This is a genomic window from Streptomyces sp. NBC_01622 (assembly GCF_045209635.1).
Lineage (GTDB): Bacteria > Actinomycetota > Actinomycetes > Streptomycetales > Streptomycetaceae > Streptomyces.
In genome coordinates, this window is record NZ_CP109293.1 from 1,065,352 (window position 1) to 1,089,237 (window position 23,886).

General features: G+C 71.2%; 24 protein-coding genes. 13 read left to right on the forward strand and 11 right to left on the reverse strand.

Translation table 11 applies throughout. The annotated features are described in order from the left end of the window. Nucleotides 1-7: 7 nt before the first annotated feature. Entirely contained in the window at nt 8-2,023 is a 2,016-nt protein-coding gene (locus OH768_RS04855) for an FAD-dependent oxidoreductase (protein ID WP_406450367.1), read from the reverse strand. Between the two features lie 195 nt (nt 2,024-2,218). Here OH768_RS04855 and OH768_RS04860 point away from each other — a divergent pair, with 195 nt between their 5' ends. Further along, the gene (locus OH768_RS04860; RefSeq protein ID WP_406450369.1) at nt 2,219-2,950 is read left to right on the forward strand and encodes a hypothetical protein; all 732 of its coding nucleotides are present in this window, start codon (nt 2,219-2,221) and stop codon (nt 2,948-2,950) included. Here OH768_RS04860 and OH768_RS04865 read toward each other — a convergent pair. Further along, nucleotides 2,940-3,743, reverse strand: coding sequence for a putative protein N(5)-glutamine methyltransferase (locus OH768_RS04865; protein WP_406450371.1), 804 nt, complete (start codon nt 3,741-3,743; stop codon nt 2,940-2,942). The two genes, OH768_RS04860 and OH768_RS04865, sit on opposite strands and share 11 nt — an antisense overlap. A 283-nt stretch (nt 3,744-4,026) precedes the next feature. On the opposite strand from OH768_RS04865, the gene OH768_RS04870 reads away from it, so the two are divergent. Beyond that, entirely contained in the window at nt 4,027-4,431 is a 405-nt protein-coding gene (locus OH768_RS04870) for a MarR family winged helix-turn-helix transcriptional regulator (protein ID WP_406465142.1), read from the forward strand. 15 nt (nt 4,432-4,446) lie between these two features. Here the strand turns inward: OH768_RS04870 and OH768_RS04875 are convergent, their stop codons facing one another. Next, nucleotides 4,447-5,169 (reverse strand): GNAT family N-acetyltransferase, encoded by a 723-nt coding sequence (locus tag OH768_RS04875; RefSeq protein WP_406450373.1) that lies wholly within the window; start codon nt 5,167-5,169, stop codon nt 4,447-4,449. Beyond that, nucleotides 5,166-6,092: an NADP-dependent oxidoreductase gene (locus OH768_RS04880; protein WP_406450375.1), complete on the reverse strand. Its 927-nt coding sequence runs from the start codon at nt 6,090-6,092 to the stop codon at nt 5,166-5,168. Before OH768_RS04880 ends, OH768_RS04875 begins: the two co-directional genes overlap by 4 nt. A gap of 226 nt (nt 6,093-6,318) precedes the next feature. Between OH768_RS04880 and OH768_RS04885 the strand changes: the two genes are divergently transcribed. The 3 genes from OH768_RS04885 to OH768_RS04895 all read left to right on the forward strand — a co-directional run bounded on the left by OH768_RS04885 (nt 6,319) and on the right by OH768_RS04895 (nt 8,392). Then, nucleotides 6,319-6,924, forward strand: coding sequence for a sulfite oxidase-like oxidoreductase (locus OH768_RS04885; RefSeq protein WP_406450377.1), 606 nt, complete (start codon nt 6,319-6,321; stop codon nt 6,922-6,924). Beyond that, entirely contained in the window at nt 6,917-7,672 is a 756-nt protein-coding gene (locus tag OH768_RS04890) for a ferredoxin reductase (RefSeq protein ID WP_406450379.1), read from the forward strand. The genes OH768_RS04885 and OH768_RS04890 overlap by 8 nt, the downstream gene beginning before the upstream one ends. 66 nt (nt 7,673-7,738) lie before the next feature. Then, complete coding sequence (locus OH768_RS04895) at nt 7,739-8,392, forward strand: hypothetical protein (protein WP_406450381.1); 654 nt, start codon at nt 7,739-7,741, stop codon at nt 8,390-8,392. 49 nt (nt 8,393-8,441) lie between these two features. Here the strand turns inward: OH768_RS04895 and OH768_RS04900 are convergent, their stop codons facing one another. Next, nucleotides 8,442-9,800: an 8-oxoguanine deaminase gene (locus OH768_RS04900; protein ID WP_406450383.1), complete on the reverse strand. Its 1,359-nt coding sequence runs from the start codon at nt 9,798-9,800 to the stop codon at nt 8,442-8,444. Between the two features lie 103 nt (nt 9,801-9,903). Here OH768_RS04900 and OH768_RS04905 point away from each other — a divergent pair, with 103 nt between their 5' ends. The 4 genes from OH768_RS04905 (at nt 9,904) to OH768_RS04920 (ending at nt 13,227) form a co-directional block, all read left to right on the forward strand. After that, nucleotides 9,904-10,872 (forward strand): acetylxylan esterase, encoded by a 969-nt coding sequence (locus OH768_RS04905; protein ID WP_406450385.1) that lies wholly within the window; start codon nt 9,904-9,906, stop codon nt 10,870-10,872. A 10-nt stretch (nt 10,873-10,882) separates the two neighbouring features. After that, nucleotides 10,883-11,068 (forward strand): hypothetical protein, encoded by a 186-nt coding sequence (locus tag OH768_RS04910; RefSeq protein ID WP_406450387.1) that lies wholly within the window; start codon nt 10,883-10,885, stop codon nt 11,066-11,068. Between the two features lie 97 nt (nt 11,069-11,165). Continuing rightward, a complete protein-coding gene (locus OH768_RS04915) occupies nt 11,166-12,332 on the forward strand; it encodes a serine hydrolase domain-containing protein (protein WP_406450389.1) in 1,167 nt (388 codons plus the stop codon). 154 nt (nt 12,333-12,486) lie between these two features. Further along, on the forward strand, nt 12,487-13,227 hold the full coding sequence (locus OH768_RS04920; RefSeq protein ID WP_406450391.1) for a GntR family transcriptional regulator: 741 nt from the start codon (nt 12,487-12,489) through the stop codon (nt 13,225-13,227). A gap of 63 nt (nt 13,228-13,290) precedes the next feature. Here OH768_RS04920 and helR read toward each other — a convergent pair whose 3' ends face one another. Both helR and OH768_RS04930 read right to left on the reverse strand, forming a co-directional pair. Further along, nucleotides 13,291-15,465, reverse strand: a complete 2,175-nt coding sequence (gene helR / locus OH768_RS04925) for an RNA polymerase recycling motor ATPase HelR (RefSeq protein ID WP_406450393.1) — start codon at nt 15,463-15,465, stop codon at nt 13,291-13,293. A gap of 95 nt (nt 15,466-15,560) precedes the next feature. After that, the gene (locus OH768_RS04930; protein ID WP_406450395.1) at nt 15,561-16,796 is read right to left on the reverse strand and encodes a glycosyltransferase; all 1,236 of its coding nucleotides are present in this window, start codon (nt 16,794-16,796) and stop codon (nt 15,561-15,563) included. A 258-nt stretch (nt 16,797-17,054) separates the two neighbouring features. On the opposite strand from OH768_RS04930, the gene OH768_RS04935 reads away from it, so the two are divergent. Together OH768_RS04935 and OH768_RS04940 are read left to right on the forward strand one after the other, a co-directional pair. Next, entirely contained in the window at nt 17,055-17,474 is a 420-nt protein-coding gene (locus OH768_RS04935; protein ID WP_406450397.1) for a YciI family protein, read from the forward strand. After that, nucleotides 17,471-18,616: an RNA polymerase sigma factor gene (locus OH768_RS04940; RefSeq protein ID WP_406450399.1), complete on the forward strand. Its 1,146-nt coding sequence runs from the start codon at nt 17,471-17,473 to the stop codon at nt 18,614-18,616. The genes OH768_RS04935 and OH768_RS04940 overlap by 4 nt, the downstream gene beginning before the upstream one ends. Before the next feature lie 14 nt (nt 18,617-18,630). Here the strand turns inward: OH768_RS04940 and cynS are convergent, their stop codons facing one another. Further along, on the reverse strand, nt 18,631-19,077 hold the full coding sequence (cynS, locus tag OH768_RS04945) for a cyanase (RefSeq protein ID WP_406450401.1): 447 nt from the start codon (nt 19,075-19,077) through the stop codon (nt 18,631-18,633). A gap of 143 nt (nt 19,078-19,220) precedes the next feature. Between cynS and OH768_RS04950 the strand changes: the two genes are divergently transcribed. Next, nucleotides 19,221-20,054, forward strand: a complete 834-nt coding sequence (locus OH768_RS04950) for an alpha/beta hydrolase (protein ID WP_406450403.1) — start codon at nt 19,221-19,223, stop codon at nt 20,052-20,054. 108 nt (nt 20,055-20,162) lie between these two features. Here OH768_RS04950 and OH768_RS04955 read toward each other — a convergent pair whose 3' ends face one another. Together OH768_RS04955 and OH768_RS04960 are read right to left on the reverse strand one after the other, a co-directional pair. Then, nucleotides 20,163-20,888 (reverse strand): class I SAM-dependent methyltransferase, encoded by a 726-nt coding sequence (locus tag OH768_RS04955; RefSeq protein WP_406450405.1) that lies wholly within the window; start codon nt 20,886-20,888, stop codon nt 20,163-20,165. Between the two features lie 5 nt (nt 20,889-20,893). After that, the gene (locus OH768_RS04960; protein WP_406450407.1) at nt 20,894-21,457 is read right to left on the reverse strand and encodes a PadR family transcriptional regulator; all 564 of its coding nucleotides are present in this window, start codon (nt 21,455-21,457) and stop codon (nt 20,894-20,896) included. 70 nt (nt 21,458-21,527) lie between these two features. Between OH768_RS04960 and OH768_RS04965 the strand changes: the two genes are divergently transcribed. Then, nucleotides 21,528-21,926 carry a nuclear transport factor 2 family protein gene (locus tag OH768_RS04965; RefSeq protein WP_406450409.1) on the forward strand — a complete coding sequence of 133 codons (399 nt, stop codon included), beginning with the start codon at nt 21,528-21,530 and terminating at the stop codon, nt 21,924-21,926. 21 nt (nt 21,927-21,947) lie between these two features. Here the strand turns inward: OH768_RS04965 and OH768_RS04970 are convergent, their stop codons facing one another. Further along, a complete protein-coding gene (locus tag OH768_RS04970) occupies nt 21,948-23,858 on the reverse strand; it encodes a hypothetical protein (protein WP_406450411.1) in 1,911 nt (636 codons plus the stop codon). Nucleotides 23,859-23,886 lie beyond the last annotated feature (28 nt).

Genomic DNA, 23,886 nt, shown 5'->3' on the forward strand with positions numbered 1-23,886 from the left:
ACGGTCGTCAGAGGGCGGCGGCGACCTCGGTGCCCTGCTTGATGGCCCGTTTGGCGTCCAGTTCGGCGGCCACGTCGGCACCGCCGATCAGGTGCACGCTGCGTCCGGCGGCGGCCAGTTGGTCGTACAGGTCGCGGCGCGGGTCCTGTCCGGTGCACAGCACGATCGTGTCGACGGCGAGGACCGTGCTCTCCTCGCCCACGGTGACATGCAGTCCGGCGTCGTCGATCAGGTCGTACCGGACGCCCGGGACCATGGTGACGCCCCGGTGCTTGAGTTCGGCGCGGTGGATCCAGCCGGTGGTCTTGCCGAGTCCGGCGCCGACCTTGGTCGCCTTGCGCTGGAGGAGGTGGACGGTGCGCGGCGGGGCGGACCGCTCGGGTGCGGCGAGGCCGCCGGGGGCCGCGTAGTCCATGTCGACGCCCCAGGCGCGGAAGTACGTCTCCGGGTCCTCGCTCGCTTTGTCGCCGCCGTCCGTGAGGAACTCGGCGACGTCGAAGCCGATGCCGCCCGCGCCGAGAATCGCGACGCGCTCGCCGACGGGAACGCGGTCGCGCAGGACGTCGAGGTAGCCGACGACGCTGGGGTGGTCGACGCCGGGGATGTCGGGGGTGCGCGGGGTGACGCCGGTGGCGACGACCACCTCGTCGTAGTCCTCCACGTCACCTGCCGTCACTGGGGTGTTGAGGCGTACCTCCACCTCGTGCTCGGCGAGCCGGGTGCGGAAGTAGCGCAGCGTCTCGTCGAACTCCTGCTTGCCGGGGACCTGTCGGGCGACGTTGAGCTGCCCGCCGATCTCGCTCGCGGCGTCGTACAGCGTCACCTGGTGGCCGCGTTCGGCGGCGGAGACCGCGCACGCGAGTCCCGCCGGACCCGCGCCCACCACCGCGACGCGTTTGCGCAACCGCGTTGGGGCGAGGACGAGTTCGGTCTCGTGGCAGGCGCGCGGGTTGACCAGGCAGGAGGTGATCTTCCCGCTGAAGGTGTGGTCGAGGCAGGCCTGGTTGCAGCCGATGCAGGTGTTGATGGCGTCGGAGCGGCCGGCGGCTGCCTTGGCCACGAAGTCCGGGTCGGCGAGCATCGGGCGGGCCATCGACACCATGTCGGCGTACCCGTCGGCGAGCAACTGCTCTGCCAGCTCAGGGGTGTTGATGCGGTTGGTGGTCACGAGGGGGATGGACACCGCGCCCATCAGCTTCTTGGTCACCCAGGTGTACGCGCCGCGCGGCACCGAGGTCGCGATGGTCGGGATGCGGGCCTCGTGCCAGCCGATGCCGGTGTTGATGATGGTCGCCCCGGCTGCCTCAACCGCCTTGGCGAGACTGATGACTTCGTCGAGTGTGGAGCCGCCGGGGACGAGGTCGAGCATCGACAGCCGGTAGACGATGACGAAGTCCTCGCCGACCGCCTCGCGCACCCGGCGCACGATCTCGACGGGGAAGCGCGTCCGGTTCTCGTAGGAGCCGCCCCAGCGGTCGTCGCGGTGGTTGGTCTGGGCGGCGATGAACTCGTTGATGAGGTAGCCCTCGGAGCCCATGATCTCGACGCCGTCGTAGCCGGCCTGCCGGGCGAGGCGGGCTGCGCGGACGTAGTCCTCGATGGTCTGCTCGACCTCGGCGTCGGTGAGCGCGCGGGGCTGGAAGGGGCTGATCGGTGCCTGGAGGGGGCTCGGCGCGACGAGGTCCTGGTGGTAGGCGTACCGGCCGAAGTGCAGGATCTGCATCGCGATCCGGCCGCCCTCGCGGTGCACGGCGGCGGTGATCCCGGCGTGCTGGGCGGCCTCGGCGTCGGTGGTCAGCTTGGCGCCGCCCTCGTAGGGCCGGCCGGCCTCGTTGGGTGCGATGCCGCCGGTGACGATCAGGCCGACACCGCCGCGCGCGCGGGCCGCGTAGAACTCCGCCATGCGCTCGAAACCGCGCTCGGCCTCTTCCAGGCCTATGTGCATGGAGCCCATGAGGACACGGTTGGGCAGTGTGGTGAAGCCCAGGTCGAGGGGGTTCAGCAGGTGCGGGTAACGGCTCATCGGGCCCTCCGTACGCGGTGTCGTGCCTCTTTTGTAGAGGACGGAACAAGGTTTATGCAACTAGTTGCATAAGGAGATGGCGGGCCGGGTGCCCGGATTCACAGGGAGCCGTTACCTGTTCCTTATCGGGGGGAGTCGAGAATCACAGGGAGGCGTGCGGCGGGATGCCGGACGCCCGGGCCGAGGGAGCGAGCCGTGACGCACGACCCTGAGCACGACGACCACAGCGCCGGGGCGATACCGCCGATGCCGGACCACGCACCCAAGTGGGAGGTGCTCACCGGGCCCGGCGGGGCCGAGCGCGAGCACGGTCTCGACCGGCTGTGGCGGCAGCGTTCGAAGCGGGCCCGAGCGGTGATCGCCGCGGTCACCGTGGGTGTGCTCGCGCTGGGCGGAAGCGTCGCCTACGCGGCGACCTCCGGGAATTCGGCCGACGGCGCGGTGCCCGCCGCCGGGTCCCCCGCGCCGTCCGGTTCGCCGTCGCCCGGCGGGCCCGGTTTCCGGCACGGGGGCGGCATGTGGTTCGGGTTCGGGGTCGGCGGCAAGGCCGTGCACGGCGAGGCGACGGTCAAGGACGGCTCCACCGGCAAGTGGGTCGTACGGATCTGGCAGCGCGGAACGGTCACGAAGGTGGACGGCGACCAGGTCACCGTGAAGAGCGACGACGGGACCTCGTGGAGCTGGACCGTGGGTTCCGATGCCACGGCCCAGAACTCCGCCGCTCTCAAGAAGGGCGACACCGCCTCCCTGATCGGCACCCGCTCCGACAGCGGCACCAGGACCGCCGACCGGGCCTTCACGGGCACCCTCGACCGCAAGGGCCAGGGCGGACCGGGCGGGTTCCCGGGCGGCCACGGCCCGTGGGGACGCGGCGGCCCGAGCGGTTCACCTTCGCCCAGCCCGTCCGGCAGCGGCGCTACGACCTGACCGAGCCGGCCGGCGCGACACCGATCACGACGTTGGCGTACAGCTCCTCGGAGTAGGCCGACCGTGTCTCGAGACCCGCGCTCTTGAACGCCTCGACCGCTGACGGGAGTTGACGCTCACTGGTCTCGACGAGCAGACAGCCGGCGGGGGCGAGCCAGTCGGGTGCGCCGGTGGCGACCTCGCGGAGTATGTCGAGGCCGTCCGCGCCACCGTCGAGAGCGACCAGCGGCTCGTGCTCGCGGGCCTCCGCGGGCAGCAGACCGACCTCGCCGCTGGGGACGTAGGGCACATTGGCCGCGAGGATGTCGACTCGACCCCGCAACTCGTCGGGCAGCGCGGCGAACAGGTCGCCGGTGTGGACGTGCCCGTCGAAGGCGGCGACATTGCGGCGGGCGCAGCGCGTGGCGGCGGGGTCGATGTCGGCGGCGTGCAGTTCGACCCGGCCGAGGGCGGCGGCGAGGGCCGCGCCGACCGCGCCGGAGCCGCAGCACAGGTCCAGGACGACGGACGCGTCCGGGACGTGCGCGAGGGCCTGGTCGACGAGGAACTCGGTACGGCGGCGGGGCACGAACACACCGGGTTCCACGGCGATGCTCAGACCCCGGAACTCGGCGTGGCCGACGACGAGTTCGAGGGGCAGGCCCTCGACGCGGCGGTCCACCATGGCGGCGACCTCGTCCGCGGTGCGGGCGGCGGAGAGGATCAGCCGCGCCTCGTCCTCGGCGAAGACACAGCCCGCGGCGCGGAGCGCGGCGACGACGGAGGCGGGGGAAACGGGGGAAAGAGGAGGCATGGAAGCCGAGAGCCTTTCGGAAGGTGGCCGAAGGGCGCTCTCGCGGTCACCTGCTACCGGTGATCCGAGCTGTCCTGAGGTGAGAGCACCCGGCATGACACAGCGGAAATGGGTCTCACCTCCCAGGAGTTCAGGGCCGCGGACGTCCGCGACGGAGGGCAACAGTACCCGAAGCACCAGACCGACGAGGAGCCGGGCCGCCCACCGAGTTGTACTGTGCAACCAGGCGAGCGGAGGAGACGCAGTGCGAGCGGACCGGGCCGTGGAGACCATCCAGCGCGAGATGACGACCTTCGCGCGGCGCGCCCGGGCCTCGGCGGGCCGGCTGCACCCCGAGCTGTCCCTGGTGTCGTACACCCTGCTCAGTCACCTGGAGGAGCGCGACGGCCGCCGGGCCACCGACCTGGCCGCGCACTACGCCCTCGACAAGTCCACGGTCAGCCGCCAGGTGGCCGCCCTGGAGCGCGCCGGCCTCATCGAACGGCGTCCCGATCCCGAGGACCACCGCGTCCAGGTCCTGCATCTGACCGACGCCGGCCGCCGGATCCTCGCCCAGGTCACCGAGAACCGCCAGGCCGCCTTCCGCGAGCGGCTGGCGGACTGGCCGGAGGAGGACCTGCGGCGGTTCGCCGGCTATCTGGAGCGCTACAACTCGTGGTCACGAGAGAGTGCCGCCGAGGAGAGCTGAGGGCCCGGTCCTGTCCTACGACACCCCGACGGCCCGGTTCTCGGTCAGGTGCTCCGGCGCCCGTGCCGCGAGGAACGCGGTGGTCCGGCGCAACCGGAAGCCCAGGGAATCGTAGAGCCGTATCGCGGTGGTGTTGCCCGCGCCGGTGTGCAGGAACGGGGTCTCGCCGCGTTCGCGGATGCCGTGGGCGACGGCGAGGACCAGTCGGCCGGCGAGGCCCTCGCCGCGGGCGGCGGGGTCGGTGCAGACGGCGCTGATCTCGGTCCAGCCGGGCAGGTGGAGCCGTTCGCCGGCCATGGCGACGAGGGCGCCGCCCCGGCGGATGCCCAGGTAGGTGCCGAGTTCGACGGTGCGGGGCAGGAAGGGGCCCGGCCTGGTCCGCTCCACCAGGTCGAGCATCTCGGGCACGTCGGCCGGGCCGAGGAGGACCGCCTCCGGGTCCGGTGCGGCGGCCAGCCCGTCGTCGACCATCTGTACGCCGTCGATGTCGAAGGTGATCTCCCAGTCGTCGGGCACCCGTCCCCTGCAGCCGAAGAGCGCGATCTCGGTGCCGGGCCCCGCGAGCGCGGCGACGTCCGCCCAGTCGTCGGCGTCGGGCGAGTCGGGCAGGGCCAGCCACGGCGACACGTCGACCGGGTAGCGCAGGATCCGGCCGCGCCGCTCGGCGAAGTGGGCGTGCGGGCCGGTGAGGGCGGCGCGGGCGGGGTTGTCGAGGACGCGTTCGTCGGACGTGCTCATGCGGCGACCTCGATCACGATCTTGCCGCGCGCGTGGCCGTCCTCGACGGTGCGCAGGGCCTCGCCGGCCTGGTCGAGCGGGAAGGTCCGCGTCACGTGCGGGTCCAGTTGGCCGCTGACCACGAGCTGCGCGACCTCGTCGAGTACGGCCGCGTTGCGGGCGCGTTCGACGCGGGCGCCGCCGAGCTTCTCGACCTCGGGGGCGGGGGCCCCTGCGGTGATCAGTTTCGTGGGGTCGGTGAGCAGGGTCGCGGCCTCGGCGAGCACTTCGCCGCCGACGAGGTCGTAGACGCCGTCGACGCCGTCCGGAGCGACCGCCCGCACCCGTTCGGCCAGGTCGGGGCCGGACGGGACGTGGACCGCGCCCAGCGACTCCACGAAGTCCTTCTTGCCCTCGCTCGCCACACCCACGGCACGCAGTCCGAGGGCCCGGGCGATCTGCAGGGCTGCGGAGCCGACGCCGCCGCCCGCGCCGGTGACCAGCACGGTCGCGCCGGCGGGCAGGTCGAGCTGGCGGACGCCGTCGTAGGCGGTCGCCGCGGCGACGGGCAGGGTGGCGGCGTCCCGGAAGGACAGTTCGGCGGGCTTGTGCGCGGTGACCGTCGCGGGGAGCAGGGCGTACTCGGCGTAGCCGCCGGCCACCGTGTTGCCGAAGACCTCGTCGCCGACGGCGATGCCGTCCACGCCCGCGCCGAGCTCCTCGACGACGCCGGAGACCTCGTTGCCGAAGACCGCCGGGAACGTGCGTGTGTCCGTCTCGCCGGGCCGCCGGTAGCCGGTGCGCAGCTTCCAGTCGACCGGGTTCACCCCGGCCGCGCGCACCGCGACAAGGACTTCACCGGGACCGGGACTCGGCCGGTCCACCTCTACGAGCGCCTCCGTCTCAGGTCCCCCGTAACGCGTGAAGACGTATGCCTTCGGCATCTGCTCCCTCACTCTCCTTCGCAGTCACCACATCGCCGCCACTCAGGACCAAGGTCGACCACCGGGCGGCTATTCCCCGGAACCCGGAGAGTTCATACGGCCGCAATGATCGGCGGTACCCGTCGGACCTGGGCATACCCGGTGGACGCGTACCGTTGGAACGAGAACCCACTGATCACGCTCGCCCGGCGGACCCGCGCCGCAGCGGCCTGGAGGCTCCACCCGTATGCACGTCACCCGAGGCTTCACCGGACGCCCCCGCGTCCCCGACGCCGGCCTGCCACCCGGCCAGTACGACGCGGGCGACGACTGGCCCGTCCTGTCCGCCGAGGTCACCCCCGACCTGGCGCCCACGGACTGGACGTTCCGCGTCGACGGACTGGTCGAGGAGCCGCGCACCTGGAACTGGACGCAGGCCCACGAACTGCCCACGTCGGCCTACGAGGGTGACATCCACTGTGTGACGAGCTGGTCGAAGTTCGGGGTGCGGTTCGGGGGCGTCTCACTGGACGCGTTCCTCAATGTGGTGCGGCCCCATGTGTCCGCCACACATGTCGTGGCCTATTCGCACACCGGGTACACCACGAACCTCCCGCTCTCCGACGTCACCGGCGGACGTGCCTGGATCGCGTGGGAGTACGAAGGGAAGCCGCTGCCCGCCGAGCACGGCGGCCCCGCCCGGCTGCTGGTGCCGCACCTGTACTTCTGGAAGAGCGCCAAGTGGATCGCGGGCCTGCGTCTCCTCGACCACGACGAGCCGGGCTTCTGGGAGCAGAACGGCTATCACGCCCGGGGCAACCCCTGGGAGGAACAGCGGTACTCCGGTGACTGACACCTCCACCCCCACCACCAGGTTCGCGGTGCCGGGACGCATCGCGGTGAGCAACCGGGCCGCCGCCGTGTGGCAGACCGCCACACTCACCGAGATCCGCCGGGAGACCCCGCACGCCTCGACGTTCCGGTTCGCGGTGCCCGGCTGGACGGGCCATCTGGCGGGCCAGCACCTGATGCTGCGGCTGCGCGCCGAGGACGGCTATGTGGCGCAGCGCCACTACTCGATCGCCTCGCACCCGGACGACACCGGGCATGTGGAACTGACCCTGGACCATGTCGAGGGCGGCGAGGTCTCCGGCTGGTTCCACACGGTGGCCGAGCCCGGTGACCAGGTCGAGGTGCGCGGCCCGCTGAGCGGCTTCTTCGCCTGGCCGGGCGACCGGCCCGCGCTGCTGCTGGGCGCCGGTTCCGGAGTCGTACCGCTGATGTCGATGCTCCGGCAGCACCGGGCGCGGCGGCTGGCCGTGCCGCTGCGGCTGGTGGTGTCGGCGCGCGGTCCCGAGGAGTTGATCTACGCACGGGAGTACGGCGCCGAGACGACGACCGTGTTCACGCGCAGTGCGCCACGGGGTGTGCCGGTAGGTCGTATGGCCGCGGCACATGTGGCGCCGCTCCTGGCCGAGCGGCCTCCCGGTGGGTGGGAGGCCTATGTGTGCGGCTCCAACGGGTTCGCCGAGCATGCGTCGCGGCTGCTGGTCGAAGCGGGACAGCCGGTGGACCGCATCCGCATCGAACGCTTCGGCTGAGGCTCGCTCGCGGCTCCGGTTGAGGGATGTGCCTCGGAGGGGTACGACTGCTGTGTGGACGCTCGCATGCGTGCGTGGTGTCGAGACAGCGCGATCTTCGCGCTCCTCGGCGCCGGTGACGGCGAGGAGGTCGACGTGCGGAACCGGGTACGGAGTCGGCGCAGGCGGCACAATCCGTTGCGGCGCCGGTCGGACGTCGTGGAGACGTGGACGGCGGTTGCCGTCGCCGTCCTCCTGTTCGTCTGTGCGCCACTGGCCGGGGCCGCCGCGGGTCTGTGGGCCCACGACCAGGCCCGGACCGTCGCCGCCGCCCAGCGCGCCGACCGCCATCGGGTCCGCGCGGAGGTGATCGGCAAGCCGCCCGCCGAACTGCCGTCGGCGGAGGGCAGCCGCCCGCGCAGCTTCCTGGTGGCGGTGCGCTGGACGGAACCGGGCAAAGGACCGCGTACGGCCACGGCCGCGGTCCCGGCGGGGACGGGGCGCGGTGACGTGGTGAACGTCTGGTTCGACACCCAGGGCCGCAACGTCGCACAGCCCGCAGGTGAAGTGGCCGTCTGGCAGCACACGTTGACGGTCGGCGCCTGGACCACGGGCGGTGTGGTGGGGCTGGTGCTGCTCGGGTCCGCAGTCATCCGCCGGGTCTCCCTGCGCCACCGGCTGGCCGAGTGGGAACGGGACTGGGCGCTCACCGAACCGGAGTGGACTCGACGGCGAGCGTGACGCGAGGGCCACGAACGAGGGACGTGCGACCGCCGCACATGTACCGCCGCTACACCCCCTGCTGCATTCGCCGTGCGACCCGCCCATGGTCCCGCAGCACATCCGCCAGCGCGGGCAGCACCGGTTCACCCCGGTCGACGAGGACCCGCCCGCCCACGACCGTGGTCCACGCCCGCGCCGGTCCGCAGCGCAGCCATGCCTCGACGGGGTCGCTCAGCGCGCCGGCCAGGGCGACTTCGTGCAGGTCCCAGACGACCAGGTCGGCACACGCGCCCGGGCGCAGGTGCCCCAGTTCGTCGGCGCGGCCCAGGCAGCGCGCCGAGCCGCGGGTCGCGATGTCGAGGGCGTCGCGCGCGGTCATCGCACCGGGACCGCCCCGGTAGCGGCCGAGCAGCAGGGCGCCGCGGGTCTCCATCCACAACGAGGCGTGATCGGTGGAGGCGGAGCCGTCGCAGCCGATGCCGACCGGCAGACCGAGTTCGCGCATCTCCTTGACCCGGGCCGTGCCGCCGCCGATCAGCATGTTGGAGCTGGGGCAGTGCGCCACACCGACGCCGGCGGCGGCGAGGCGGCGCAGTTCGTCGTCGTTCGGGTAGATGCAGTGCGCGACCCAGGTGCGGTCGCTCATCCACCCGGTGTCCTCGAAGTACTCGACGGGCCGGCAGCCGTAGGTCTCCAGGCAGTAGGTGTCCTCGTCCCGGTCCTCGGCGAGGTGGGTGTGCAGCCGTACGTCGTACCGCTCGGCGAGTTCCGCGGTCGCCGTCATCACGTCCTTGGTGACGGAGAACGGCGAGCAGGGTGCGAGCGCGACCCGGATCAGCGCGCCGGGTTCCGGGTCGTGGTGGGCCTTGATGAGTCGCTCACTGTCGGCGAGCACCTCGTCGGTGCTCTGGGTGACGCTCCTCGGCGGCAGTCCCCCGTCCTCGACGGACCGGGTCATCGAACCGCGCGTCGCGTGGAAGCGGAAGCCGATGTCGCGGGCGGCGCGGATCTCGGCGTCGACCAGATAGGGGCGTGGATGCACATAGAGGTGATCGGAGGATGTGGTGCAGCCGCCCATGAGGAGTTCCGCCATACCGACGTACGCCGACACGTATGCGGCCTCCTCGTCGAGGCTCGCCCACAGCGGATAGAGCGTGGTCAGCCAGTCGAAGAGGGTGCCGTTGACAGCGGGCGCGTAGGAGCGGGTGAGGTTCTGGTAGATGTGGTGATGGGTGTTGATCAGGCCCGGGGTGACCAGCCGCCCGGTCGCCGAGACGGTCGTGGCGGCTTCGGGCTCGGACCCTCCCGCACCGACGGCGGTGACCCGACCACCCGTGACGGCGACCCAGCCGCCCGGGATCTCGCGCCCGTCGTCCACGACGAGCAGTTCGGCGTCCTTGACCAGCAGATCCACGGCTGACGACATGCCGACATGGTAGGCGCGGGGCGCCGCACGAGTCTGGCGAGTCCTCCGATGTCACACGTACGGTGCGATCATCCGCGCTCACCCTTCACAAAGGTGGTCATCGATGGCCCTGTTCGACCTTCCGCTCGGCGAACTCCGTGAGTACCGCAGCGCGTCCGCCGAGCCCGAGGACTTCGACGCCTTCTGGTCCAAGACCCTCCAAGAGGCCCGCGAGCACGATCTCGACGCCCGCTTCGAGCCGGTCGACACGGGGCTGTCCACGGTGCGGGTGTACGACGTGACGTTCGCCGGGTTCGGCGGTCACCCGGTGAAGGGCTGGCTGCGGCTGCCGGCCGACGCTGCCCAACCCCTGCCGCTGGTCGTGGAGTTCGTCGGTTACGGCGGCGGGCGGGGTCTCCCGCACGAGAACCTGCTGTGGGCGTCGACCGGCCGCGCGCACTTCATCATGGACACGCGGGGTCAGGGCAGCGCGTGGGGCGGCGGCGGTGGCACCCCGGACCCGGTGGGCGGCGCGCCCGCGTACCCCGGTTTCATGACCCGGGGCGTCGACGCCCCCGAGAACTACTACTACCGCCGCGTGTTCACGGACGGGGTGCGAGCCGTCGAGGCGGCCCGCTCGCACCCGTCGGTCGACCCCGCGCGCACGGTGGCGCTCGGCGCCAGCCAGGGCGGCGGCATCACCCTCGCCGTGGGCGGGCTGGTCGGCGATCTGGCCGGGATAGCGCCGGACGTGCCGTTCCTCTGCGACTACCCGCGCGCCGCGACCCTCACCGACCGCGACCCGTACCGGGAGATCGGCAACTACCTGAAGACCCATCGTGGCCGCACCGAGGACGTGCTGCGCACGCTCTCGTACTTCGACGGCGTCCACTTCGCGGCCCGTGGCCGCGCCCCCGCCCTCTTCTCGACCGCCCTGGAGGACCAGACCTGCCCGCCCTCCACCGTGTTCGCCGCGTTCAACGCCTGGGCGCACGAGGACAAGCGGATCGAGGTCTACGACTTCAACGACCATGAGGGCGGCGGCCCCTACCAGGAGGCGGTCAAGCTGGACTGGCTGCGGTCGTACGTCTGAGGGGTGCCGCATGGACATGGCCACGCGTGCGGCCGCCGAGCGTTTCGTGCGCGTCTGGGCGCCGGCCTGGGCCGAGCACGATGTGGACGCGCTGCTGGAGTTGTACGCCGACGGCTGCGTCCACCGCCCGATGCCGTTCCGAGAACCGCACCGTGTCGCTGTCGCGGAGTTCCGGGTGTGGTCGGTCGAGGACTGAACGTACGACACTTCCACCCAGTCCGACCAGTCGGTATGTTCAGGTGGTCCGGGCCGCAGCGTCGCGGCCCGGACTCACGGCGGACCACGGAGGCACCATGTCCGAGCACCAGCCAGCCATCGACGGCCACTGCGACCCCCGCTTCACCGCGGTGCGCACGGCGTTCGAGGAGAACTTCCGGAACCGGAACGAACTGGGCGCCGCCGTGACCGTCACGCTGGACGGCGAGACCGTGGTCGACCTGTGGGGCGGCTGGGCCGACGCGGCACGGACCCGCCCCTGGGAGCGCGACACGGTGGTCAACGTGTGGTCCACGACCAAGGGCCCGGTGGCCCTGTGCGCCCACATCCTCGCCGACCGGGGCCTGCTCGACCTCGACGCCCAAGTGGCCACGTACTGGCCGGAGTTCGCCGCCGCCGGCAAGGAGAACATTCTCGTACGACACCTGCTGTCGCACCGCGCGGGACTGGCCGGCCTGCGCGAGCCGCACTCCCTCGCGCAGCTCTACGACTGGGAGTTGACGACTCGGCGGCTCGCGGCCATGGAGCCCTGGTGGGAGCCGGGGACGCGGTCCGGGTACCACGCGCTCACCTACGGCTTCCTCGTCGGCGAAGTCGTGCGCCGCGTCTCGGGGTTGCTCCCGGGCGCCTTCCTGGAGCGGGAGGTCACCGGCCCGCTAGGGATCGACTTCACCATCGGACTACCGGAGAAGGAGGCGGGCCGGGCAGCCGAGCTGGTGCATCCGCCCGTCGCGTCGAGCAGTGAACAGGCCGCGATCTTCAGCCAGTTGGCACCAGCCGCCATCGCCGCGCTGACCAACCCGATCGCGGGCGCGGCCGAGGCCAACACCCCGGAGTGGCGCGCCGCGGAGATCCCGGCGGCGAACGGCCACGGCACGGCCCGCGCGATCGCCGCGCTCTACGGCGTCTTCGCCGGACGCGGGTCCCACGACGGCCACCGCGTCCTCTCCCCCGAGGCGGCCGAGCGGGTGCGCGAGGGTCAGGGCAGTTGCCGCGATCTGGTGCTGGGCGCGGGCTTCGCGCACGAGACGGAGATCGGGCTCGGCCTGTGGCTCAGCGGCCCGAACGGCTCGTACGGTCCCGACCCGAGGGCTTTCGGACACGACGGCTTCGGCGGTTCCTGCGGTCTGGCCGATCCGGACGCCGGGGTGTCGTTGGGCTACGTGATGAACCGGATGGGGCCTCATATCGCCGACGACCCAAGGAAGTTGGCCCTGATCGACGCCCTGTACGGCGCACTGTGAGGAGTGATCGGCGCGGGTCGGTTTCGGCCTAACTGCCCTGCCGCTCTTCCCTGGTGGTTTAGACCAATGCTAGATCTGGTCGCGCAACGAGCCCGCACGGCTACGTCTTGTCACCAGTTCTGCCCTCAGTCTTGTCACCAACAGGAGGCGCGGCATGGCCCGCACCACCCCCCATCACCCGACCGCCGACGACCAGCCCCTCTACGGGAAGGTCGCCACCCAACTGCTCGGCGAACTCCACGACGGCACCATCCCGCCCGGTGAACGCCTGCCCGGCGAGCGGCAGTTGGCCGAACACTTCCAGGTCAGCCGGGAGACCGTACGACAGGCGCTGGAGGTGCTGCGCAGGGACGGTCTGGTCGCCACCGACCGGCGCGGCAGCCACGCCACGCTGCCCGGTCTGCCGGTCGAGACCCCGTCCTCACTCACCTTCCCGGTCGGCGCCCGGAGCACCGACCCGACCGGCTTCGACCGGACCTCCGTGACCTGGGAGACTCCCCCGCCCGAGCACGCGGAGGCCTTGAGGATCGCCCCGAACCGGCCGACCCTGGTACACCGCTACGCGTCCGCGGCGGCCGACGGCAGCGGGCTGCGTACGGCCGTCACGTCCTTCTCGGCGGTGGCACTGGCCGAGGTGGAGGAGCTGGCCCGCTACCGCGACCGCGCCGACGGGTCCGCCTCGGCCCAACTCCGGCGCGCCTACGACTGGATGCGCCGGGCCGGTCTGACCCTGCACCACCGGGACGCCATCACCCAGATCGCGAACGCGCCCTCGGTGCGGGTGACCCGGCGCGTGCACGACCAGTACGCGCGCCCGCTGGAGATCACCGACCTGGTCGTGGAGGCCCAACAGGACGCCCTGATCTACGAGTTCACGGTTCCGTCGGCGGGCTGAGCCCCGGGCCGGAGCATGGCGCGCGGCGGGTCCGATACCGAACTCGCCGCGCGCCGCCCTGTGTTACTCGTTCGTCAGCACGACGAGTCGCTGGGTCGCCCGGGTCATCGCCACATAGCGGTCGACGGCTCCTTCGATGCCTTCGCCGAACGTCTCCGGGTCGACGAGCACGACCAGGTCGAACTCAAGTCCCTTGGACAGCTCGGGAGTCAGCGACCGGACGCGCGGTGTCGCCCGGAAGGCCGGGTCACCGATGACGCAGGCGATCCCCTCGGTGTGTGCGGCGAGCCAGGTGTCGAGGACCGACTCCAGGTCCGAGACGGGTCCGTGGACGACGGGGATGCCGCTGCTGCGGATGGAGGTCGGCACATTTGCGTCCGGGAGTACGGCGCGGATGACCGGCTCGGCCTCCGTCATGATCTCTTCCGGGGTGCGGTAGTTGATGGTCAGAGAGGCCAGGTCGATCCGGTCGAGGCCGATCCGCTTCAGCCGTTCCTGCCACGACTCGGTGAAGCCGTGCCGGGCCTGGGCGCGGTCACCGACGACGGTGAAGCTGCGGGACGGGCAGCGCAGCAGCAGCATCTGCCATTCCGCGTCGGTGAGTTCCTGGGCCTCGTCCACGACGATGTGCGCGAACGGCCCGGCGAGCAGGTCGGGTTCGATGCCGGGCTGGGCCGCCTCGTCGATCAGGGCGTCGCGCAGATCCTGTCCGTGCAGCATGCCCATCGCGCCTTCGCTCTCGTCGATCTCGACGTTCTGCAGCAGGCTGTCGATGACGTCGGTCCTGCGGGCGTGCTCGGCGGCGACGGCGGCTGCCTGCCGGCGCTTGCGGCGCGCCGACTCCGGGTCGCCGAGCCGCTGTCGCGCCGCGTCGAGCAGCGGCAGGTCGGACACCGTCCAGGCCTGGGCGTCCGCGCGCTGCAGCCGCTGGACGTCCTCGCGGCTCAGCGAGGGGGCGCACTTGCGCAGATAGGCGGGCACCGTCCACAGGTCTCCGACGAGGTCGGCCGCTTCGAGCAGCGGCCAGGCGTGGTTGAAGGCGGTGAGCAGTTCGCGGTTCTGCCGTAGCGACTTGCGGAGCAGTGCGGGTGTGACCGCGCCGTCCTGGGCGTTGGCGGTGTCCTCGTGCTTGTCGACGAGGATGGTGAGCAGTTCCTGCCAGACCTGCTCGCGTCCCTCGTTGTGCGGGGTACCGGGTTCGGCCGCCTCGAAGGCGACGGCCCAGTCCTCGGCGCTCAGCCAGATGTCGGACCAGTGCGTGGTGACGTTCATGCCCTTGGTGGGCGGCTCCTCGTAGAACCGGACGGCCGGCTCGATCGCCCGCACCAACTGCACGGACGACTTCAGACGGGCCACCTCCGGGTCGGCCTCGATGCCCGCCGCGGCTCCCTCGTCGACGAGGTCCCGCAGGATGCAGGTCTGCACGCCCTCCTCGCCGAGGCTGGGCAGGACGTCGGCGACGTAGTCCAGGTAGGGCCGGTGCGGACCGACGAACAGCACCCCGCCCCTGCGGTGGCCGAGGCGCGGGTCGGAGTAGAGGAGGTAGGCGGAGCGGTGCAGAGCGACGACGGTCTTGCCGGTGCCCGGGCCGCCGTCGACGACGAGCGCGCCGCGTGATCCCGCGCGGATGATGGCGTCCTGGTCGGCCTGGATGGTGCCGAGCACATCACGCATCCGGCCCGACCGGTTGCCGCCGAGGCTCGCGATGAAGGCGGACTGGTCGTCGAGCGCGGCATGCCCGGCGAAGCCGTCGGCGGTGAACACCTCGTCCCAGTAGTCGCTGATCCGGCCGCGGGTCCAGCGGTACCTGCGGCGGCTCGCCAGGCCCATCGGGTTGGCGTGGGTGGCGCCGAAGAACGGCTCGGCCGCCGGGGACCGCCAGTCGAGCAGCAGCCGTCGGCCCGTACTGTCGGTGAGGCCGAGCCGCCCGATGTAGACGGGCTCGGATGTGTTGGCGTCGACCATGTGGCCCAGACACAGGTCCAGGCCGAAGCGACGTAGAGTCCGCAGCCGTGTGGTGAGCCGGTGGATCTCCGTGTCCCGGTCCATCGCCGCCCGGCCGATGCCCCCGGGCGCCCTGCGCTCGGCGTCGAGACGCTCGGTCAGTTCCGCGATCGACTGTTCCAGGGACTCCGCGATGGCCGCGAAGTGCTGCTCGTCGCCGGCGATCAGCGCCGGGTCGGCCTTGGCGGAGAGCCGGTCGGGAAGGTCGAAGGCGCTGGTGGTCAGGGGGTTCACGGCATCAATTCCGATCTGCGGTCGCTCTCGGCCGTGCGGGCGGCAGGCCGTGTGGACCGGTGCGTACGGGTTCTCGTGTGCGGGGTTCGGCCGGTTCACGCGCGCGTGGACGTCCTTTCCCCGCCGGCCGGGTCGAGGAGCATCCTCGCGGCCACTGTCGTCCCGTCGGTGCGGATGGTGCCGGCCACGGTCCGCGCCCGTGCCCGGGTCTCGGTGGCCAGGGCGGTGGTGAGTGCGGCCGACAGGGAATCGTAGGTCGGTGTAGGACCGTCGTGGGCCACGCCGATGCCCAGCTCGGCCACCCCTGCGGCCCAGTATGGCTGGTCCACGATCTGCGCCACGACCACCTGCGGCGCCCCGGCCAGTGCGGCCGTCGTCGTGGTGCCCGCGCCACCGTGGTGCACGACGGCGGCGACCCGCCCGAAGAGTGCCTGATGGTTGACCTCTCCTACGACGAAGCAGTCGCCCCCGTCGTCGATCGGCGCCAGGTTCGCCCAGCCCCGGGCGAGGAGGACGCGGCGGCCCTGCGCGCGGATCGCCTCGATCGCGGTCCGGGCAAGGTCGGGTGAGGTGTGCAGGGCCATGCTGCCGAAGCCGACATACACCGGCGGTTCGCCGGCCTTCAGGAACGTCTCCAGCTCGTCCGGGAGCCGGCGCTCGTCGGGCAGGATCCACGGTCCGGTCGTCACGACGTCGAGATCCGTCAGCTCCTGCCACGGCACGAGGGTCGGGTCCGCCGCCAGCCATGGCCGCTCGGTGAAGACGTGGTCACGGACGTTCTCCACCGGTGGCAGGCCGATCGCCGCCCGGTGCCGGTTCTCGGCCTCTCCGTACAGGGCGTTCACGCGTTGGGCGTCCTGCTCCCACAGCACCTTGTTGTCGGTCTCCTCCTCCGGGGACGGTGTGCCCGGTCGCGACGGCGGGCGGCGGTGCTGCGACGGCAGGCCGACCGTGTGGAAGCACGCGAACACGTAGCGGATGCCCAGTTTCTCTGCCACCGAGCGGGCGCCGGCCGGCATCAGGCCGGTCGCCAGCAGCACGTCACACCCCTCGGCCGCCGCCGTAAGCGTCTCGTACCGGGCGGCGACCAGCTCGGGCGCGAGCCGGAACGCGGCCCCGGGCGACGGCGGCCTCGCCCCCGTGACCACCGAGTGCACCGTCGGGCCGAGCGGCACCAGCGGCACGCCGATCCGGGCCAGCAGCTCGACGAACTCCTCGTCCGCCGGCGCGCACACCCGGACTTCCGCGCCGAGTTCCAGCAACCGCGCCGCGAGTCCCGCCAGCGGTTCGACATCCCCGCGCGATCCCCACGTCGTCAACAGCACACGCATTCCGCGACTCCCATTTCCGCAGGTCATGCCCTCAGGCCGGACATTCTGCGGCACGACGGGGGCCTTGCCGCAAGCCCCCCGGTGCGCTATACGTTAAGAAGGGAAGAGGAGTGAGTACGCCTCCCTTTCCGCCCTCCCCGGCAGAGCCCGCGAAACTCGCGCGAAAATCCGCTCGCCGATGTCGAGAACCCGCGCCCGGCTCCGTCCCCGAGGTGAACGCGTCCACAATGGGTCGCGCCGGCACCGAGGAGAACGACCATGGCCAAGTACCTGCTGCTGAAGCACTACCGCGGCGCCCCCGCCGCCGTGAACGACGTCCCCATGGACCAGTGGACGCCCGAGGAGATCACGGCCCATGTGCAGTACATGAACGACTTCGCGGCCCGGCTGGAGCAGACCGGCGAGTACGTCGACAGCCAGGCGCTCTCCCCCGAGGGGACGTTCGTCCGCTACGACGGCGAGGGGCGCCCGCCGGTCACCGACGGCCCGTTCGCCGAGACCAAGGACGTCATCGCCGGCTGGATGATCATCGACGTCGACAGCTACGAGCGCGCCGTGGAACTGGCCGGTGAGCTGTCGGCCGCCCCCGGGGCCGGTGGCAGGCCGATCCACGAGTGGCTGGAGCTGCGCCCGTTCCTCGGCGTGCACTCCACCACCACGGAGTGCACTTTCAAGTGAACGAAGTCCTGCGGAGAAGCCTCACGCCGAGCGTGCTCGGGATCCTGGTCCGCCGCGGAGCAGACTTCGCGGCGGCCGAGGACGCCGTACAGGACGCGCTGGTCGAGGCGGTCCGGGTCTGGCCGGACGATCCGCCGCGCGACCCGAAGGGGTGGCTGGTCACGGTGGCCTGGCGGCGGTTCCTCGACGCGACGCGGGCGGACACGGCCCGCCGTAGGCGCGAGGACCTGGTGAACGAGGAGCCGCCGCCCGGCCCCGCGCCCGCGACGGACGACACGCTCCAGCTCTACTTCCTGTGCGCCCACCCGTCGTTGACGCCGTCGTCGGCGGTCGCGCTCACGCTGCGCGCCGTCGGCGGGCTCACCACCCGGCAGATCGCCCAGGCCTATCTGGTGCCCGAGGCGACCATGGCGCAGCGCATCAGCCGGGCCAAGCGCACTGTGTCCGGCGTGCGCTTCGACCAGCCCGGCGATGTGGCCACCGTGCTGCGCGTCCTCTATCTGGTCTTCAACGAGGGCTACTCCGGTGACGTCGACCTCGCCGCCGAGGCCATCCGGCTCACGCGGCAGGTCGCGGGCGTGATCGACCACCCCGAGGTGTCGGGCCTGCTCGCGCTCATGCTGCTCCACCACGCCCGGCGCGCCGCCCGGACCGCGCCCGACGGCAGCCTGGTGCCGCTCGCCGAGCAGGACCGCGCCCGGTGGGACACCACGTTGATCGCCGAGGGTGTCGCGATCCTTCAACTCGCCCTCACCCGCGACCGGTTGGGCGAGTTCCAGGCGCAGGCCGCGATCGCGGCGCTGCACGCGGACGCGCCCAGGGCCGAGGAGACGGACTGGGTGCAGATCGTCGAGTGGTACGACGAACTCGTGGGCCTGACCGACAGCCCGGTGGTCCGCCTCAACCGCGCGGTGGCGGTCGGCGAGGCCGACGGCGCACGCGCCGGCCTGGCCGCGCTCGCGGTCCTGGACGACTCGCTCCCCCGGTACGCCGCGGTGGCCGCCTATCTCCACGAACGCGACGGCGACCTGACGACGGCGGCCCGGCTCTACGCCGAGGCCGCGCACAAGGCCCCCAACCTTGCCGAGCGTGACCATCTGACCCGGCAGGCGGCCCGGCTCAACTCTCGCCGGAGTCACTGAGACCGGAGCCGAGATCACTCCCACTGGTACTGCAGATACTTCCCGTCAAGGGTGATGACAACCCGGTCACCGGCGGGGTCGGGCACACGGCTGACGTCGAGCCGGAAGTTGATGGCGCTCATGATGCCGTCGCCGCACTGCTCGTGGATGAGTTCCTTGATGGTGGGGCCGTAGACCTGGATGACCTCGTAGAGCCGGTAGATCGTGGGGTCCACGGGGACCGCCGCGTCCAACGCGCCGCGGGTCGGCTGGAGTCGGAAGGCGAGGGCGGCGTCCTCGCCGAGTTCGAGGAGGGACGCGGCCGTCGCCGCCTCGTCCTTGGTCATGGGGTGCTGGCCCAGCAGGGCCGCCGTGGTCCAGGCGAGCGGCCGGCCCACGGCTTCGGCCAACTGGGCCCATGTGACACCGGTCCTCACCTTGGCCTGTCGGACGGCTTCGGCGGCTTCACCCTTGCTGAGCATGCGCAACTCCGTTCCCGGACAACACCCTTGGCCACTCGACACTCAGCGTAGAAGTTCCCCCATGCCGCCACAACGGCACCATCCTTCGCCAAGTGCCGTCATACGGCGTACTGCCAGGCCCTCCGTGGACGCATACTGCGGGCATGACCCACATCGACGTACAACAGATCGAGCGGGCGAACGCCGTCAAACGTACGCCGGTCGTCTTCGTCCACGGCCTGTGGCTGCTGCCGAGCAGTTGGGACCGCTGGGCGGCCCACTTCGAGGCGGCCGGGTACGCGCCGGTCTCCCTGTCCTGGCCCGACGACCCGGAGACGGTCAAGGAGGCCAACGAGCACCCGGAGGTCATGGCGGGCAAGACGGTCGGCCAAGTCGCCGACCATCTCACGGAGTTGATCGGCACGCTGACGCACAAACCGGCGATCGTCGGCCACTCCTTCGGCGGACTGCTCGCCCAGATCCTCGCCGGGCGCGGACTGTCCGCCGTGACCGTGGCGATCGACCCGGCGCCGTTCCGGGGCGTACTGCCGCTGCCCGTGTCCGCGCTGCGCTCCTCCGCACCGGTCCTCAGCAACCCCGCCAACCGCAATCGCGCGGTCCCCTTGACCTACGACCAGTTCCGCTACGGCTTCGCCAACGCCGTCAGCGAGGAAGAGGCACGGGAGTTGTACGAGACGTTCGCGGTGCCCGCGCCCGGTGCCCCGCTGTTCCAGGCGGCCACGGCGAACCTCAACCCGTGGACGGAGGCGAAGGTAGACACGGAGAACCCCGATCGCGGGCCCCTCCTGATCATCTCGGGCGAGAAGGACCACACCGTGCCCTGGTCGATCGCCAACGCCTCCTACAAGAAGCAGCAGCACAACAAGGGCGTCACCGAGATCACCGAGATCAAGGACCGGGGCCACGCGCTGACCATCGATCACGGCTGGCAGGAAGTCGCGGACACCGCCCTGTCGTTCGTACGCCGCTACGCCTGAACTCGATAGCGGTCCCGCCAACCGGACGGCGAAGGCCCGCGCGGTGTTCGCCGCCGACCTCCCGGCTTCCACGTCCGCACCCCTGGGGGCATCTCAACGCCCCATCAGCTACGGCAGGCGCCGCGCCGCGACCATGCGGACGCGGGGGCTGCCGTCGCCGCGATGCCCGAACCCGGGCAGGGCGTAGAGGTCGACGTCGAAGCCGATCCGCTGCAACTCCCGCTGCACGAACCCGAGTTGGAAGTCCCGGTAGTACATGACGAAGGGCGGTCGCCAGACGGCGTTGCGGACCTTCATCACCGCGTCGAAGCCGGACAGCATCCAGTACGCGGGCGAGGTGGGGCGCGGCGGCGCCAGGACGGGGAACGCGAAGCATCCGCCGGGCCGCAGCACGGAGTGGACCTGGCCGAACAGCCCCGGCAGTTCGCGGGGCAGGAAGTGGCCGAAGGCGCCGAAGCTGACCACCAGGTCGAAGTCGGACCCGAACGGCAGGGCCCGCGCGTCACCACGCACCCACGAGACACGGGGTTCGTCGCTCTTCACGCGCTCTCGCGCGACCGCGAGCATGCCCGCGCTGAAGTCGACGCCGGTGACGGTCTTCCGGCACACCGTCGTCAGCGTGTCGGCGCCCGCGCCGGTGCCGCAGCACAGGTCGAGTCCGTCGTCGAAGGGCCCGATGCGCCGCAGTGTCGAGGCGACCGCGTCGAGTACCGGGGCCGGTGTCCTGAAGGGGGTGTGGTCGAACTTGGGCGCGAGGAGGTCGTAGCCGTGCTCGACGGACGACAGTGCCTGGACGGCGAGTTCACGCAGACTGGGACCTTCGGGGCTGAACATCCGGGTCAGCCTAGGGCAACCCGGTGCTTCAGGATCGCGAGAACGCGTTCGCACCAGCGCAGGTTCTCCTCCTCGAAGGTGATCCCGGCCATCAGCGTGAGATACGGACCGATGCGGTCGGCGTCCCGGAGGTACTCCTCCTCGGTCCGCCCGCCGAGGAGCCGGTCCCGCACCCGCTCGTAGCGGTCCAGCTTGCCGCGCGCCCACGACCTGCGCTCCTCGATCAGCTCGCGGATCACGGCGGGGTCGGTGCCGTCCATGGCCTGGATCTTGATGAGGAACTCGTCGCGGATGGCGGTGGGGCGCCTGGGCGGCTCGGCGGCGAAGGTGTCGAGGTCACGGCGGCCGGCCTCGGTGAGCGTGAACATCCTTTTGTTGGGCCTGCGTTCCTGCTGTACGACCCGTGCCTCGATCAGTCCGTCCTGTGCGAGGCGTTCCAGTTCGCGGTAGAGCTGCTGCGGTGTCGCGGGCCAGAAGTTCGCCAGCGACACGTCGAAGGTCTTGGCCAGCTCGTAGCCCGAGGCCTCGCCTTCCAGGAGGGCCGCGAGGACCGCGTACTTGAGGGACATGTGGACACGCTAACAGCGGTTGATTAGTCTCATCCACACCTACTCAACTAATTGACTATGAGGTGAGCCGATGCGTGCGTTCCGTGAGGCGGTCGAGGCGCAGGACATGGACGCCGTCGAGGCGCTGCTGGCGGAGGACGTGGTCTTCACCAGCCCGGTCGTGTTCAAGCCGTATCCCGGGAAGGCGATCACCGCGGCGATCCTGCACGCCGTCGCGCGGGTCTTCGAGGACTTCCGCTACGAGCGGGAGATCGGCGACCCGGACGGCCCCGACCACGCGCTGGTGTTCAGCGCCCGGGTCGGCGACCGCCGGCTGACCGGCTGCGACTTCATCCACGTCAACGAGGAGGGCCTGATCGACGATCTGATGGTCATGGTCCGTCCGCTGTCGGGGGCGCAGGCGCTCCAGGAGGCGATGGCCGCGCAGTTCGAGACCATCGCCAAGGAGGCGGAGGCGCGGGTCGGTTGAGCCTCGCGCCTCCTCCGTGGGTCAGGCCACGGTCAGCGTGAGCGCGCCCGTGTAGGTCTGGCCGGGAGTGATGGCCGTGGCCGTCCCGTCGACCGTCAGCGTGACCTTCTTGCCCCGGGGCGCCTTGACGGTCGCGTCGGCGGCGAGGGCGAGCCGGGTCAGGTACGAGGTGCCGGTGACCGTCCAGGTCGAGCCGCTGCCCAGCTGCACGATCGCGCCGTTGTTGACGGCGGCCTGCGCGGTGTTGGTGACGATGCCGAGCTCGTAGAAGGTCGACGCGTCGATGCTGGAGACGCGGTGCTTGGCCGCCGTCGCGGAGATGACGCCCTCGACGCTCGCGTCCTCGAAGGTGAGGACCATGTTCTTGCCCTTGCGCATGCCATTGTAGAAGTCGCCCTTCAGAGCTATGGAGTTGAAGGTGGCGGCTCCGTCCGTGGAGTGCACGGCAGTCGGGTCGAAATTCGCGTCCTTCGCCGGGTCGCCGGTCGGCTCGGTGTAGACGCCGATGTTCATCATCTTGCCGTTGACCGGGACCGGGCCCGGGTCGTCCAGCTCGATCATCTGGAGGATGATCCCGTCACGCGGGTTGAGCCGGGCGCCCTGGGAGCCGTCGACGCTGATCGTGGTCTGCTGACCCTTGTTGAGGAAGGTCGCCCGCTCGGAGTTGATCACCGTGCCGCCGTCGAGGGTGAGTTGGCCGGTGCCGAAGAACATGTAGCCGAAGTGGCCGGAGTTCACGACGGTGTTGCGCACCGGGATCGACGCCAACTCGGCCTTGGACAGCCCGAGTTCCAGCTCGGTGTTGAGCGCGGAGACGGCGGCCCCGGTGCTGTCGCCGTAGTGCACGACCGCGGCCGGGCCCGCGATGATGGTCGCGTAGCTGCCGACGTCGAGCCGGGAGCCGAGCACGCGCACGGTCGCGTCGCCGATGGCGTAGGTGCCGTAGCCGTACTCGCCCGTGTTGCCGAAGTGGCTGTTGATCGCGGTCAGTTTGAGTCCGCTGCCGCCCTCGACCGACAGGGCGCCCCAAGTCTCCGAGAAGATGGTGGAGTTGAGGTAGGTGGCCTTGCTGTTCTTGCCGATCAGGTTGGTGGCGCGGACGTTGCCGTCGAGGCCGAGCATCCAGGGCACGGACTCCATGTACGGCGTTTCCACGGTGGCTTGGTAGTCGGCGGGCAGTACGCCGTTGCGGGCACGGAGGACGGAGTCCTTGACGATGACGTTGGCGCCGTCGTTGGCGATGACGGCGGTGCGGACGACTCCCTTGTTGTCGATCCTGGCACCGTCCACGACCAGTGTGGTCGAGGCACCGTCACCGACGACCGCGGCGCCGTAGCCCGCGAAGTCGCAACGGCCGTTGCCGGTGAGGGAGATGGAGGGCCGGTCGAGCGTGTAGGTGGCGTCCTGGACGTACACGCCGTCGAAGCACTCGCCGGTCGAGGTGATCGACACGTTCCTGGCGTAGGCGTCGGTGAGCTTGCCGCCGAGTACGGCCGCGAGGACGGACTTGTCCTTGACCACGCCGTCGCCGTCGACGTACACGGCCTGCCGGAAGGGGAAGGTGAGCGTCTCGTACGTCACCTCGTTGGCCGCGGCGACGGTCAGGACGACGTCGCCCCGGTAGGTGCGGGCCTGGATCAGGGTGGCCGTGGCGCCGGTGGCGGCGAGCAGCTGGCCGGTCTCCACGCCGTCGACGGTCAGCGAGAGGCTGGAACCCTCCGGGGCGACGATCTTCCCGCCGGACGCGATGGACAGCTCGCTCACGCGGGTGGTCGCGGAGACCGTGTACGTCTCACCGGATGCGACCGAGATTCGCGTGCCCGAAGCCTTCTTGGCCGTCGGCGCGGCGGTGGCGGAGACCGCCGGCACCAGTACGGCTCCGGCCGTGGCGGTACCGGCGATCAGGACCGAGCGTCGGGTGATCAGCGTCATTGCTTGCCTTCCCAGGGATCGATGCGCC

Excerpts from the sequence above, each read along its gene's own strand:
- OH768_RS04855 (WP_406450367.1), bottom strand. The coding sequence starts at position 2,023 with ATGAGCCGTTACCCGCACCTGCTGAACCCCCTCGACCTGGGCTTCACC.
- OH768_RS04865 (WP_406450371.1), bottom strand. The coding sequence starts at position 3,743 with ATGCCTCCTCTTTCCCCCGTTTCCCCCGCCTCCGTCGTCGCCGCGCTC.
- OH768_RS04870 (WP_406465142.1), top strand. The coding sequence starts at position 4,027 with ATGACGACCTTCGCGCGGCGCGCCCGGGCCTCGGCGGGCCGGCTGCAC.
- OH768_RS04875 (WP_406450373.1), bottom strand. The coding sequence starts at position 5,169 with ATGAGCACGTCCGACGAACGCGTCCTCGACAACCCCGCCCGCGCCGCC.
- OH768_RS04880 (WP_406450375.1), bottom strand. The coding sequence starts at position 6,092 with ATGCCGAAGGCATACGTCTTCACGCGTTACGGGGGACCTGAGACGGAG.
- OH768_RS04885 (WP_406450377.1), top strand. The coding sequence starts at position 6,319 with ATGCACGTCACCCGAGGCTTCACCGGACGCCCCCGCGTCCCCGACGCC.
- OH768_RS04895 (WP_406450381.1), top strand. The coding sequence starts at position 7,739 with ATGCGTGCGTGGTGTCGAGACAGCGCGATCTTCGCGCTCCTCGGCGCC.
- OH768_RS04900 (WP_406450383.1), bottom strand. The coding sequence starts at position 9,800 with ATGTCGTCAGCCGTGGATCTGCTGGTCAAGGACGCCGAACTGCTCGTC.
- OH768_RS04905 (WP_406450385.1), top strand. The coding sequence starts at position 9,904 with ATGGCCCTGTTCGACCTTCCGCTCGGCGAACTCCGTGAGTACCGCAGC.
- OH768_RS04910 (WP_406450387.1), top strand. The coding sequence starts at position 10,883 with ATGGACATGGCCACGCGTGCGGCCGCCGAGCGTTTCGTGCGCGTCTGG.
- OH768_RS04915 (WP_406450389.1), top strand. The coding sequence starts at position 11,166 with ATGTCCGAGCACCAGCCAGCCATCGACGGCCACTGCGACCCCCGCTTC.
- OH768_RS04920 (WP_406450391.1), top strand. The coding sequence starts at position 12,487 with ATGGCCCGCACCACCCCCCATCACCCGACCGCCGACGACCAGCCCCTC.
- OH768_RS04930 (WP_406450395.1), bottom strand. The coding sequence starts at position 16,796 with ATGCGTGTGCTGTTGACGACGTGGGGATCGCGCGGGGATGTCGAACCG.
- OH768_RS04935 (WP_406450397.1), top strand. The coding sequence starts at position 17,055 with ATGGCCAAGTACCTGCTGCTGAAGCACTACCGCGGCGCCCCCGCCGCC.
- cynS (WP_406450401.1), bottom strand. The coding sequence starts at position 19,077 with ATGCTCAGCAAGGGTGAAGCCGCCGAAGCCGTCCGACAGGCCAAGGTG.
- OH768_RS04950 (WP_406450403.1), top strand. The coding sequence starts at position 19,221 with ATGACCCACATCGACGTACAACAGATCGAGCGGGCGAACGCCGTCAAA.
- OH768_RS04955 (WP_406450405.1), bottom strand. The coding sequence starts at position 20,888 with ATGTTCAGCCCCGAAGGTCCCAGTCTGCGTGAACTCGCCGTCCAGGCA.
- OH768_RS04960 (WP_406450407.1), bottom strand. The coding sequence starts at position 21,457 with ATGTCCCTCAAGTACGCGGTCCTCGCGGCCCTCCTGGAAGGCGAGGCC.
- OH768_RS04965 (WP_406450409.1), top strand. The coding sequence starts at position 21,528 with ATGCGTGCGTTCCGTGAGGCGGTCGAGGCGCAGGACATGGACGCCGTC.
- OH768_RS04970 (WP_406450411.1), bottom strand. The coding sequence starts at position 23,858 with ATGACGCTGATCACCCGACGCTCGGTCCTGATCGCCGGTACCGCCACG.